General features: G+C 67.2%; 11 protein-coding genes. 7 read left to right on the top strand and 4 right to left on the bottom strand.

Going from position 1 to position 12519, the window contains the following annotated elements; all coding sequences use genetic code 11:
- Complete coding sequence (locus SNE35_RS15950; protein ID WP_320423919.1) at window positions 1-720, bottom strand: DVUA0089 family protein; 720 nt, start codon at window positions 718-720, stop codon at window positions 1-3.
- Window positions 721-1136: 416 nt separating this feature from the next.
- On the opposite strand from SNE35_RS15950, the gene rimO reads away from it, so the two are divergent.
- Together rimO and SNE35_RS15940 are read left to right on the top strand one after the other, a co-directional pair.
- Complete coding sequence (gene rimO, locus SNE35_RS15945) at window positions 1137-2537, top strand: 30S ribosomal protein S12 methylthiotransferase RimO (protein ID WP_320423918.1); 1401 nt, start codon at window positions 1137-1139, stop codon at window positions 2535-2537.
- The gene (locus SNE35_RS15940; protein WP_320423917.1) at window positions 2534-3724 is read left to right on the top strand and encodes a PLP-dependent transferase; all 1191 of its coding nucleotides are present in this window, start codon (window positions 2534-2536) and stop codon (window positions 3722-3724) included. The genes rimO and SNE35_RS15940 overlap by 4 nt, the downstream gene beginning before the upstream one ends.
- 4 nt (window positions 3725-3728) lie before the next feature.
- On the opposite strand, the gene smpB is transcribed toward SNE35_RS15940, so the two are convergent.
- Window positions 3729-4178 carry an SsrA-binding protein SmpB gene (gene smpB / locus SNE35_RS15935; RefSeq protein ID WP_320423916.1) on the bottom strand — a complete coding sequence of 150 codons (450 nt, stop codon included), beginning with the start codon at window positions 4176-4178 and terminating at the stop codon, window positions 3729-3731.
- 47 nt (window positions 4179-4225) lie between these two features.
- Between smpB and SNE35_RS15930 the strand changes: the two genes are divergently transcribed.
- The 3 genes from SNE35_RS15930 to SNE35_RS15920 all read left to right on the top strand — a co-directional run bounded on the left by SNE35_RS15930 (window position 4226) and on the right by SNE35_RS15920 (window position 5848).
- Window positions 4226-4708: a type II toxin-antitoxin system RatA family toxin gene (locus SNE35_RS15930; protein ID WP_320423915.1), complete on the top strand. Its 483-nt coding sequence runs from the start codon at window positions 4226-4228 to the stop codon at window positions 4706-4708.
- Entirely contained in the window at window positions 4698-5018 is a 321-nt protein-coding gene (locus SNE35_RS15925; protein ID WP_320423914.1) for an RnfH family protein, read from the top strand. Before SNE35_RS15930 ends, SNE35_RS15925 begins: the two co-directional genes overlap by 11 nt.
- Before the next feature lie 68 nt (window positions 5019-5086).
- Window positions 5087-5848: a PEP-CTERM sorting domain-containing protein gene (locus tag SNE35_RS15920; protein WP_320423913.1), complete on the top strand. Its 762-nt coding sequence runs from the start codon at window positions 5087-5089 to the stop codon at window positions 5846-5848.
- Here SNE35_RS15920 and SNE35_RS15915 read toward each other — a convergent pair.
- Window positions 5763-7202: an aldehyde dehydrogenase family protein gene (locus tag SNE35_RS15915; RefSeq protein ID WP_320423912.1), complete on the bottom strand. Its 1440-nt coding sequence runs from the start codon at window positions 7200-7202 to the stop codon at window positions 5763-5765. The genes SNE35_RS15920 and SNE35_RS15915 overlap by 86 nt on opposite strands.
- Window positions 7203-7278: 76 nt before the next feature.
- Here SNE35_RS15915 and SNE35_RS15910 point away from each other — a divergent pair, with 76 nt between their 5' ends.
- Both SNE35_RS15910 and SNE35_RS15905 read left to right on the top strand, forming a co-directional pair.
- Window positions 7279-8205 carry a LysR family transcriptional regulator gene (locus SNE35_RS15910; RefSeq protein ID WP_320423911.1) on the top strand — a complete coding sequence of 309 codons (927 nt, stop codon included), beginning with the start codon at window positions 7279-7281 and terminating at the stop codon, window positions 8203-8205.
- Between the two features lie 478 nt (window positions 8206-8683).
- Entirely contained in the window at window positions 8684-9676 is a 993-nt protein-coding gene (locus SNE35_RS15905; protein ID WP_320423910.1) for a PEPxxWA-CTERM sorting domain-containing protein, read from the top strand.
- Between the two features lie 57 nt (window positions 9677-9733).
- On the opposite strand, the gene acnA is transcribed toward SNE35_RS15905, so the two are convergent.
- The gene (gene acnA, locus SNE35_RS15900; RefSeq protein WP_320423909.1) at window positions 9734-12466 is read right to left on the bottom strand and encodes an aconitate hydratase AcnA; all 2733 of its coding nucleotides are present in this window, start codon (window positions 12464-12466) and stop codon (window positions 9734-9736) included.
- Window positions 12467-12519 lie beyond the last annotated feature (53 nt).

Below are 12519 nucleotides of genomic sequence, written 5' to 3'. Positions count from 1 at the left end.
TTATTGCTGACCGCGGCGACGGCGATAGGCCATCAATGCGAGGCCGCCCAGCAGGCCAAGGCCCAGGGTGCCCGGCTCGGGGACTGCCGCGACGGGGCCGGCCGTGACACCCGTCAGGGTGATCGAGTAGGCGCCACCTTCGTTGCTGGTGCCGCCGAAGGACGAAATCGCAAGGGCGCCACCGGGGCCGGTCGGGCCGTAGACGCCCGTGGGGTCGGTAACGCCGTCCGTCCAACTCGGGAAGATGAGGCCGCCCGTGCTGGCCGGGGAGTTTCCGTTGCCCGAAATCAGCAAAATATAGTAGCCAGGCGTCAGCGCGCTGGTGAAACTATTGCCAGCCGGAATTGTGGATTGCGATCCGCTCGAGGCATCGTCGTCATTGGCGACAATACCTTTTCCGTCCAGCGAGAAAAGGAATAGCTGGGAATCGAAACTATTCGAACCCGGTGTGAATCCGGCCGTCGAAGCCGAAAATTTGGTCGGCGAACTGATATAGATTTCAAATGCATCCGCTTCGGTAGTACCACCGGCGCTGGAACCCAGCATTCCCTTGATGGCGCTGACGGTTTCGCCGGCATTGCCGGTCACCATCTGAGCGGCCCCGGAAACGATGTCGCCGGCGTCGCCGACTTCCGTGTAGCTGCCAGCGAAGGCGGCGTGGGACGTACCCAGAGCCAGACCGACGGCGAGCGCCGCGCCAAGCATCGAAAACTTTCTCATGAAATCTCCTGCCACTGTGAAAAACGCCGAAAACGCCTAATTGGCGACCGTTGCTCGATCGTGACATTCGGCAATCATTCTCAACACGGTGGAAACTCCTCCCGCGTCCGTGGGGTATTTGGTCAGCTTCAGGTCAGTGACAGGGAAATAGGGTTTTGACGGCCTCATAGAGGAGCGCCGTTGCCGCTGTTACTTGATATCCGGGTATCTACGGCGGTGTAATCCCCGTTTACTACCCCTGGGGTTAGTCAGCGCTATATCGATGTCGTTCCGGCTGGAATTCAAGCGGCGAGGGCCCGCCGGGCCTGCCTCCGCGGCGCCGATGCCCCGTCCCTCCGCGACCCACAAGCCCTCGAGCCCGCTTTGAAATACAATGGCAGGCTGCGCTCGCGCGCTGGATCGAAGGAAATAGTCAAATGGAATCAAACACTTATATCGCTCCGGCGCCGCAAAAAATTCCCAAGGTGGCGTTCGCCAGCCTCGGCTGCCCCAAGGCTTTGACCGATAGCGAACTGATCCTGACCCAGCTGCGCGCCGAGGGCTACGAGACCTCCAAGACCTTCGCCGGCGCCGACCTGGTGATCGTCAACACCTGCGGCTTCATCGACGACGCGGTCAAGGAAAGCCTGGACACGATCGGCGAGGCGCTGGCCGAGAACGGCAAGGTGATCGTCACCGGCTGCCTGGGTGCCAAGGGCAGCGATGGCAATGCCGACGCCGGCAGCCTTGTGCGCGAGATGCATCCCTCGGTGCTCGCGGTGACCGGCCCGCACGCCACGCAGGAGGTGATGGATGCCGTCCATACCCACGTGCCCAAGCCCCACGATCCCTTCGTCGACCTGGTGCCGGCCTACGGCATCAAGCTCACGCCCAAGCACTACGCCTACCTGAAGATCAGCGAGGGCTGCAATCACCGCTGCTCGTTCTGCATCATCCCCAGCATGCGCGGCGACCTGGTCTCGCGCCCGATCGGCGATGTGTTGAACGAAGCCCGCGCGCTGTTCGAGAGCGGCGTGAAGGAACTGCTGGTCATCAGCCAGGACACCTCGGCCTACGGCGTGGACGTCAAGTACCGTACCGGCTTCTGGGACGGCAAGCCGGTCAAGACCCGCATGTTCGACCTGGTCGCCAAGCTCGGCGAACTGGCCAAGGCCCACGGAGCCTGGGTGCGCCTGCATTACGTCTACCCGTACCCGCACGTGGACGAGGTGCTGCCGCTGATGGCCGAAGGCCTGATCCTGCCTTACCTCGACGTACCGCTGCAGCATGCTCACCCGGACGTGCTCAAGCGCATGAAGCGCCCGGCCAACGGCGAGAAGAACATGGAGCGCATCGCCCGCTGGCGCGAGACCTGCCCGGACATCGTGATCCGCTCGACCTTCATCGCCGGCTTCCCCGGCGAGACCGAGGCCGAGTTCCAGTACCTGCTGGACTTCATGCAGGAAGCGCGCATCGACCGTGCCGGCTGCTTCGCCTACTCGCCGGTGGACGGCGCCACGGCCAACGCGCTCGAAGGCGCGCTTCCCGACGAGGTGCGCGAGGAGCGCCGTGCCCGCTTCATGGCGATTGCCGAGCAAGTGTCGGTCGAGAAGCTGCGCTCGCGCATCGGCGCCACGATGCAGGTGCTGGTCGATTCCGCACCGGCACTGGGCCGCAAGGGCGGCGTGGGCCGCAGCTATGCGGACGCTCCCGAGATCGACGGCACCGTGCGCCTGCTGCCGCCGCAGAAGGCCAGCAAGACGCTGAAGGTCGGCGAGTTCACCAAGGCGAAGATCGTCGCCGCCGAAGGGCATGACCTCATCGCGATGCCCGTATGACTCGCAAGAGAGGTATCTCCACACGTCAGATCCACCACCCGTACCGCGCGCCCGCCGGATGGAACGCGGTGCCGGTGCCGGTCGCCAAGGCCTCGACCGTGCTGTTCAGGGACACGGCCGATCTGCACGACTACAAGCCGCGCGACGGCAAGAGCTACCGCTACGGCCTGCACGGCACGCCCACGTCCTACACGCTGGCCGCCCGCCTGGCCACGCTGGAGGGCGCCGAGCACTGCCTGCTGACGCCCAGCGGTCTGGCCGCGATCACCCTGGTGTCGATGGCGCTGCTGCGCCCCGGCGACGAGGTGCTGGTGCCCGACAACGCCTACGGCCAGAACCGCTACCTGACCGAGTCGTTCCTGCCGCAATTCGGCATCACGCACCGCTTCTACGATCCGCTGGACGCCGCCGGCTTCAAGTCGCTGATCGGTGACAAGACGAAGCTGGTGTGGCTGGAGGCGGCCGGCTCGATCACGCTGGAGTTCCCGGACCTGTTGGGCCTGATCGCGGCCTGCCGCGAGCGGGGCGTGATCACCGCGCTGGACAACACCTGGGGCGCGGGCGTGGCCTTCGACCCGTTTGCGCTGGCGCATGGCGTCGGCGTGGACATCTCGATGCAGGCGCTCACCAAGTACCCCAGCGGCGGTGCCGATGTGCTGATGGGCGCCGTCTACACCCGCCAGCAGGCGCTGCACGACAAGCTGAACTGGACGCACGAGCACCTGGGCTACGGCGTCGCGTCCAACGACGTCGAGCTGGTGCTGCGCAGCCTGCCGACGCTGGAGCTGCGCTATCACGCGCAGGACGCCAGCACCCGCACGCTGGCCACATGGATGCAGTCGCGTCCCGAGGTGGCGCGCGTGTTGCATCCGGCCTTGCCCGGCTCGCCCGGCCATGAGCACTGGCTGGCCACCAGCAGCGACGGCGCCGCCTGCCTGTTCTCGGCCGTGTTCAAGCCCGAGTACGCGATGGCGCAGGTCGATGCCTTCGTCGACGCGCTGCAGTTGTTCGGCATCGGCTATTCGTGGGCCGGCCCGATGAGCCTGGCCGTGCCCTACGACATGAGCCGCAGCCGCTCGCTGGCGACCCCGTGCGGGGAGGGCGTCATCGTCCGCTTCGCGATCGGGCTGGAGGCCGAGGCCGATCTGCGGGCGGATCTGGAGCAGGCCTTCGCGGCGCTGCGTTGAAACTTCAGCGCGAACGGTCCTTCATGGCCCGTTCGACTTCACGCTTGCCTTCGCGCTCCTTGATCGTGTCGCGCTTGTCGGCCTTGTCCTTGCCCTTGGCCAGGGCGATGTCGGCCTTCACGTGGGAGCCCTTGTAGTGCAGGTTCAGCGGTACGAGCGTGAAGCCGCGCTGTTCGGTCTTGCCGATCAGGCGCCGGATCTCGTCCTTCTTCATCAGGAGCTTCTTGGTCCGGTCCGCCATCGGGTTGACGTGGGTGGACGCTGTGTTCAGCGGGTTGATGCGGCAGCCGATCAGGAACAGCTCGCCGTTCTTGATCATCACGTAGCCGTCGGTCAGCTGGACCTGGCCGGCGCGCACGGCCTTGACCTCCCAGCCTTCAAGCACGATGCCGGCCTCGAATCGTTCCTCGATGTGGTATTCGAATCGGGCGCGGCGGTTTTCTGCGATGGACATTTGAGGAAGGTGTGGGCGGGATGCCCCAATACAATTCTTGGCATTGTATGAAGCACGTCAAAAAGTCAGTCCTGCTTTGGTATTCGCCGCATGAGATGTACGAGCTGGTCACCGGCGTCGAGCACTACGCCGAGTTCCTGCCCTGGTGCGAACGCGCCGAGGTGCTGGAGCGCCACGAGGACGGCATGACCGCACGGCTGCACCTCGCGATCTCGGGCGTGCGCCAGTCCTTCACCACGCGCAACACCAACCTGCAGGACCAGCGCGTCCACATGGCATTGGTCGACGGCCCGTTCTCGCAGCTCGACGGCGTCTGGACCTTCAAGCCGCTGTTCAAGCCCGGTGGCGTCGCGCTGGCTACCGAGGGAGGCGAGGGCGGGCCGCAGGCCTGCAAGATCGAATTCGAGCTGAGCTACGCCTTCTCCAGCGTGGCGCTGGAGGCGGTGGTGAGCCCCGTGTTCGACCGCATCGCCAACACCTTCGTGGACAGCTTCGTCCAGCGCGCCGAGGCCGTTTACGGTGCGCGTTGAGCTGGTCTGCAGCCCCGTGGCGGGCGAGGTCCGCCAGGGCTGGCTCGAACTGCCGGAAGGCACGAGCATTGAAGAAGCACTGCGCGCCTGGCCGGAATTTGCCGACCAGTTGCCGCTGCTGCCGACGCTGAAGGTCGGCGTCTGGGGCCGGTTGCGGCCGCTCGACACCCCGCTGCGCGAGCGCGATCGCATCGAGGTGTACCGGCCGCTGACGGTCGACCCCAAGGAAGCACGCCGCCAGCGCTACCAGGCGCGCGGCGAGCGCATCGTCTCGCGTCACCGACCGCTGGCGGGCAAGTCCTCGCGCTGAGGGCACATCCGGGCATGCGGCTTGCCCGCCGCCGCTTGGCGCCGGCCCGGCGCAGCGGAGGTGAAGCCATGCGCAGCAGGACGATCGCGATTCTGATGGCCGGCATGTTCGCCCACGGCGCAGCGAACGCCCAGGTGCTGGTCTACCGCCTCACCGGCGTGGTGCAGACGCTCACCGATCCGTCGGGCTTGCTCGGGGCACCAGCGACCGGCACGAGCTTCGAGCTGGACTACCGAGCCGACTTCTCGCTGGGCATGTTCAGCGGCGCCACCGGCGGTCTTGGCAGTACCAATTACCTGATGGGCGGCACTTCCTACCCGCCGGACTCCGGCCCGCCCTCGCTGCAGGTCTCGCCGGTCTCTGCCGTGCTGAGCGTCGGCGGCCACGACTTGGCCTTCGCGGGCGACTACGACGGCCATGTCCAGTACACGCAGAACTACATCGGCACCCTGTTCGGCGGCTACGCCGTCTCGTCGGCCGACTACGGCGCCGCGGGCCGCGTCGGAGGTGTCACCAGCGATGTCACGACTTCGCTCTACAGCCAGTACAGCGCCCTCGTGTTCGGCCCGATCGACGCCTTGGGCACCGTCGTTGTCGACGGTGATGCGGTCAGCGGCACGGCCAGCTTCAGCTGGAGCGACGGCACGACGACCGTCTCTGGCACGCTGCTGCCGGCCTCGCTGGCGGTGGCGCCCGTGCCCGAGCCGGCTCAATGGCTGCTGCTCGCGCTGGGCTTGGCCGCGCTCAGACTGCGCCGAGCAGCGTCTTCGGCTCCAGGTAAGCCTCCAGCCCGAAGGCCCCGAACTCGCGGCCGATGCCCGACTGCTTGAAACCGCCGAAGGGGGCCAGCGGTTCGTGGTGCAGGCCGTTGATCAACACGCGGCCCGCCTGCAGGCGCGAGGCGACCTTGCGGGCGTGGGCGAAGTCGCTGCCGTACACGCTGGCCTGCAGGCCGTAGTTCGTATCGTTGGCGATGGCGATCGCGTCCTCCTCGTCGCGGTAGCCGATCACGCAGAGCACCGGGCCGAAGATCTCCTCGCGGGCGATACGCATGTCGTTGCGCACGCCGGCGAACACGGTCGGGCGCACGAACCAGCCTTCGCTGAGGTGCTCGGGCCGGCCCGGGCCGCCGGTGAGCAGCTGCGCACCTTCCTCGGCACCCAGCGCGATATAGCCCTGCACGCGCTCCCACTGCCGGGCGCTGACCATCGGGCCGATCTCGCTGGCCGGGTCGCTCGCCGGGCCGACGCGGATCGCCTCGACAGCCGTGCGGATCGCCGCCAGCGCCTCGTCCATGCGCGCCTCGGGCACCAGGATCCGCGTGCCGGCGATGCACGCCTGGCCGCTATTGATGAAGCCGGCGCGCACGGTCAGCGGGATGGCCGAGGTGAAGTCGGCGTCGGGCAGCAGCAGTGTCGGCGACTTGCCGCCCAACTCCAGCGTGACGCGCTTGAGCGTCTCCGCGCCGGCACGCAGGATCGCCTTGCCGACGGCGGTACTACCGGTGAACGACACCTTGCTCACGTCCGGATGGGCGCTGAACTCGTCGCCCACCACGTCGCCGCGGCCATTGACGATGTTGAACAGGCCCGCCGGCAGGTCGGCGGCGTGCAGCGCCTCCAGCACCACCTGCGTCTGCTGCGCGCTCATCTCGCTGGGCTTGATGACGGCGGTGCAGCCGGCGGCGATGGCCGTGGCGAGCTTGTTGCAGATGAAGCCGGCATTGCTGTTCCAGGGCGTGATCAGTGCGACGACACCGACCGGCTCCATCTGCACCTCGGCCGTGCCGATGCGGCGCGTGAACTCGTAGCGGCGCAGCGTCTCGACCATGTTGGTGAACGCATCGGCCGCGTGCTTGGCGGCGAAGCGGGCGAAGCCGTCGGGGGCGCCGTATTCGAGCTGCATCGCGGCGCGGATGTCGTTCTCGCGGGCGGCGACGGCAGCGTGCAGGCGCTGCAGCAGTGCGATCCGCTCGGCCACGCTGCTGCGCGAGAAGCGCTCGAAGGCACGCTTGGCCGCGGCGATCGCGCGGCGCGCGTCCTCGCGGTCGCCCAGGCGCACGCGGGCGACGACCTGCTCGGTGGCGGGGTTGTGCAGGTCGAACAGTTCGGTGCCTTGCGGCGTGACGAACTGGCCGTCGATGTAGATCGTGTCGATCAGGGGGAGGGCGGTGGTGGTGTTCATGGCCGCCAGTCTGGGCGTTTCGATTGCAATTGATAAGCCAGCCAATGGCGGATGAATCGTCCCGATAATCCACACAATGCACCGAAGCGGAATGACCGAACTGGAAGCCGTGCTGGCCGTCGCCCGCCACGGCAGCTTCCGCGCGGCCGCTGTCGAGCTGGGCATGTCCACCTCGGCGCTGAGCCAGGCAGTGGCGGGGCTGGAGGCGCGCATCGGCGTGCGCCTGTTCAACCGCACGACGCGCAGCGTCTCGTTGTCCGAGGCCGGCGCGCGCTTCGCCGCCCAGGTGGCGCCTGCGCTGCTGCAGATCCGCGATGCGCTGGATGCTGCTGCCGACCTGCGCGCACGCCCCAGCGGCACCCTGCGGCTGAACATGCACGCCGGCGCGGCGCGGATGATCGGGCCGCTGCTGCACGAGTACCTGCGCCGCTACCCGGAGATGCAACTGGACGTGGTCACCGAGGGCCGGCTGATCGACATCGTCGCCGCCGGCTTCGACGCTGGCGTGCGGCTTGTCGAGCAGGTGCCGCGCGACATGGTGGCCGTGCCGATCGGCGGGCCCTTGAGCATGGCCGTCGTCGGCACGCCGGCCTGCTTCGCGCTGCAAGAGCCGCCGCGCACGCCGGCCGAGCTGTCCGCGCACCGCTGCATCCGCCTGCGCCTGCCGGGCGGCGAGCTGTACCGCTGGGAGTTCCAGAAGGAGGGCGAGGCCCTCGCCATCGACGTCGAGGGCCCGCTGACCCTGGACGACATGCCCGCCATGCGCGCCGCTGCGCGCGACGGCATCGGCCTGGCCTACCTCTCCGAAGTCTTCGTGCGCGCCGACATCGCCAGCGGCCGGCTCCAGCGCGTGCTCGCCGACTGGACACCGCCGTTCCCCGGCATCGCGCTGTACTACCCGAGCCGTCGCCACGCGCCGGCCGGCCTTCGGGCCTTCGTCGAGTTGGTCCGGGAGATGAACGAAGCGCCAATCCCCGCTGACGTTCACAGTTCGCACACGTGAAGAAACAGAAACCCCCTCATATGAGGGGGTGTGAAGAAGCGATTCCCGAGCTGCTCCAGCCTGTAAAGCGCCCACTGGCGCGGCCTGCAGGGCATTTCGAGATCTGCGTGCGCCAGGCGAACCCCCGGCATGCGGGATGGACGCAAGCCTGCGACTAGGGTGCGGCGCAAGTCCGTTCGGGCCATAGGGCCGTGTTTGGACGTCACACTACGTAAAAACCGAGGGGGTGCGGGGCCCTTCATCGATGTAACTCTGCGGTGACTACGTATGCCGCCATGGGGTCGGGTGTTGCCTCTGGCGGCCGGGCGCGCCGGCAGAGCGGGCAATGCATAGCCCGTGCCAGACGCACCTGGCCGCAGGTGGCACGCGGCTTGATCGTGTTTGTTTGCCAGCTCCGTGCGCACTACGCTGAAACGGCTGCCCTGGCCGCGGGGGCCGGGGTGCACACCACGACATACAAAAGAAGGAGACGATTCCGATGCAAGCCAACGTTTTGACAGCTCGCCTCGCGGGCGCCGGCTTCCTGGTTCTCTCGCTATGCGGGGGCGCCTCGGCCGCGACGACCAGCATCCTGTTCATCGGCAACAGCTTCACCCACGGCAACTACGAGCCCACCCTGCACTACAACACGGGCAACGTCACCGACCTCAACGGCACCGGCTACGGCGGCGTGCCGGGCATCTTCCAGACCCTCACCTCCGAGGCCGGCCTCAGCTACGACGTCAACATCGAGGCCGTCAGCGGCCAGTCGCTGCAGTACCACTACAACAACAAGCTGACGCAGATCGGCAGCAAGAGCTTCGACGTCGTCGTGATGCACGACTACAGCACGCTCAACGCCAGCGATCCCGGCAACCCGGCCAACCTCTACAACTATTCCAAGCTGCTGGAGCAGTACATCCACGGCACCTCGGGCAGCGATCCGAACGCTAACCCGGCGGCCAGCGTCTACCTGATGGAGACCTGGGCGCGCGCCGACCAGGTCTACAACACGCCGGGCGGCCACTGGAACGGCACGTCGATCGAGCAAATGGGAGGTGACCTGCACAACGCCTACTACACGGCCGCGCAGATGGACAGCTCGATCGCGGGCGTGATCCCGGTCGGCGACTCCTTCCTGCTGGCCGTGCACTCGGGCGTGGCCGACAGCAACCCGTACAACGGCATCGACCCCGGCAAGATCAACCTGTGGAACGTGGACAGCTACCACGCCAGCGCCTGGGGCAGCTACCTGGAGGCGCTGACGACGTTCGGCCAGGTCACCGGCCTCGATCCGCGCTCGCTCGGCGCCGGCGAGGCGGCCGCCGCGGCGCTGGGTATCAGCAGCGCGCAGGCGGTGTCGCTGCAGCAGTTGGCCTACCAGGAGCTGAGCATCGCCGCCGCAGTGCCGGAGCCCGAGAGCTGGGCCCTGATGCTGGCGGGCCTCGGCGCCGTCGGCCTGCTCGGCCGGCGACGTCGCGCGGCTGCCTGACGGAGCGTTGCGCCGCCGAGGGCCCGGTACGCACCCGGGCCTTCGGCTTCTCTTACTTCAAGCAGCGAGTAGTTGACGAAGCACGAACGGCAGGATCCCGCCGTGCTTGTAGTAGTCGACCTCGATCGGCGTGTCGATGCGCAGGATCAGCGTGGTCGTCTGCGTCGTGCCGTCGGCCCGGGTGATGACGAGCTTGGCGTCGCGCTGCGGCGCCAATTCGCCGTCGATGATGACGTCGATCGTCTCGTCGCCCTTCAGGCCCAAGGTCTCCCAGCTTTCCGTGCCCTTGAACTGCAGCGGCAGCACGCCCATGCCGACCAGGTTGGAGCGGTGGATGCGCTCGAAGCTACGCGCGATCACGGCCTTGATGCCCAGCAGCTGCGTGCCCTTGGCCGCCCAGTCGCGGCTGGAGCCGGTGCCGTATTCCTCGCCGCCAAAGATCACGGTGGGCACGCCGGCGGCGATGTAGGCCATCGCGGCGTCGTAGATGAACTTTTTCTCGCCGCTCGGTTGGTAGAGCGTCACGCCGCCTTCCTCGCGGCTGCCGTCGGCGCCCGGCGGGATCATCAGGTTCTTGATGCGCACGTTGGCGAACGTGCCGCGCATCATCACCTCATGGTTGCCGCGGCGCGAGCCGTAGCTGTTGAAGTCGGCCTTCAGCACGCCCAGGCTCTTCAGGTACTGGCCGGCCGGCGAGGTCTCCTTGATCGAGCCGGCGGGGGAGATGTGGTCGGTCGTGATCGAGTCGCCGAACAGCGCCATGACGCGCGCACCGGTCACGCCGGCATGCGTGAAGCTGGGCTCCTGCGCGAACTGCTCGAAGAAGGGCGGCTGCGCGATGTAGCTGCTCTTGGGCCAGTCGTAGACCTGGCCCTTCACGCCTTCGATCTTCTTCCACAGCTTGCCCGGCTTCTCGGCCACCTGCTCGTAGTTCTCGCGGAAGGCCTTGGGGTTCATCGCGTAGCGCATCAGCGCGTGGATCTCGTCGCTGGTGGGCCAGATGTCGCCCAGGTAGATGTCGCGGCCCTTCTTGCCCTTGCCGACCGGCTGGGTCATCAGGTCCACCATTACATTGCCGGCGATCGCGTAGGCCACGACCAGCGGCGGCGAGGCCAGGAAGTTGGCCTTCAGGTTCGGATGGATCCGCGCCTCGAAATTGCGGTTGCCCGAGAGCACGGCCGCGCTGACGAGGTTGTTGGCGGTGATCGCCTCGTTGATCTCCGGCGCCAGGTCGCCGGCGTTGCCGATGCAGGTCGTGCAGCCATAGGCGGCCAAGGTGAAGCCGAGCTTCTCCAGGTAGGGCAGCAGGCCGGCCTTGGTCAGGTACTCGGTGACGATGCGCGAGCCGGGCGCCAGCGAGGTCTTGATGTGCGGCTTGACCTTCAGCCCCGCCTCCACCGCCTTCTTGGCCAGCAAGCCCGCGGCCAGCAGCACGCTGGGGTTGGAGGTGTTCGTGCACGAGGTGATCGCGGCGATCAGCACGTCGCCGTTGCCGATGTCCAGGCCGCTCGGCGTGGTGTAGCGCTTGTGCAGCAGCTCAGCCGGCTGGTTGAAGCCGTTGGCGGGCACCGGCAGGCTGAACAGCTCGGCGAACTTCGACGACAGGTTGGTGATCTCGATGCGATCCTGCGGCCGCTTCGGTCCGGCCAGCGAAGGCACGACGCTGCCGAGGTCCAGCTTCACGACCTGGCTGTAGTCCAGCTCGCCAGGCATCGCCACGCCGAACAGGCCTTGCGCGCGGAAGTAGGCCTCGAAGGCCTCGATCTCGGCCTTGGTGCGGCCGGTGCCCTTGAAGTACTCGATCGTCTTCTCGTCGACCGGGAAGAAGCCCATCGTCGCGCCGTACTCGGGCGCCATATTGCCGATGGTCGCGCGGTCCGGCACCGACAGGCTGGCCGTGCCCGCGCCGAAGAACTCGACGAACTTGCCGACCACCTTCTCCTTGCGCAGCAGCTCGGTCACGGTGAGCACCAGGTCGGTCGCCGTAACGCCTTCCCGCAACTGACCGCTCAGCTCGAAGCCGACGACGTCCGGCGTCAGGAAGTAGACCGGCTGGCCCAGCATGCCGGCTTCCGCCTCGATGCCGCCGACGCCCCATCCGACGACGCCGATGCCGTTGATCATCGTTGTGTGGCTGTCGGTGCCCACAAGCGAGTCGGGGTAGTAGACCTTGCCGGTCGCCGTCTTGTGGACGCCGCGCGCCAGGTACTCCAGGTTCACCTGGTGGACGATGCCGAAGCCCGGCGGCACGACGCCGAAGGTGTCGAAGGCCTGCATGCCCCACTTCATGAACTCGTAGCGCTCCTGGTTGCGCTGGAACTCCAGCTTCATGTTCAGGTCCAGCGCGTTCTTCGTGCCGTAGTGGTCGATCATCACCGAGTGGTCGACGACCAGATCCACCGGCACCAGCGGCTCGATCGCCTTCGGGTTCTTGCCGGCCGCGGCGGCCACGTTGCGCATCGCCGCCAGATCGGCCAGCAGCGGCACGCCGGTGAAATCCTGCAGCACGACGCGGGCGACGACGAAGGGGATCTCGGTGTCGCGCTTGCCCGTCGGCGACCAGTTCGCCAGCTCCGCCACGTGCTCGGGCGTGACCTTCTTGCCGTCGCAGTTGCGCAGCACCGACTCCAGCACGATGCGCAGCGAAACCGGCAGGCGCTTCACGTTCGGAAACTGTTCGGCCAGCTTGGGCAGTGAGTAGAAACGGCCGCTGCGGCCACCGCCGCTGTTGAATTCGGCCTCGCAGGCGGCGAAGGCGTGGGTGCTGGGGGAGGGGGTCGGCTTGGGCATGGAAGCTCCGGCTTGATGGGTTGCCGATCTTGTACCCGAGCGGGCAGTCGTGC

The sequence above is a fragment of the Roseateles agri genome (assembly GCF_034043675.1).
Lineage (GTDB): Bacteria > Pseudomonadota > Gammaproteobacteria > Burkholderiales > Burkholderiaceae_C > KK5.
This window is presented reverse-complemented; position numbering and strand designations above follow the sequence as displayed.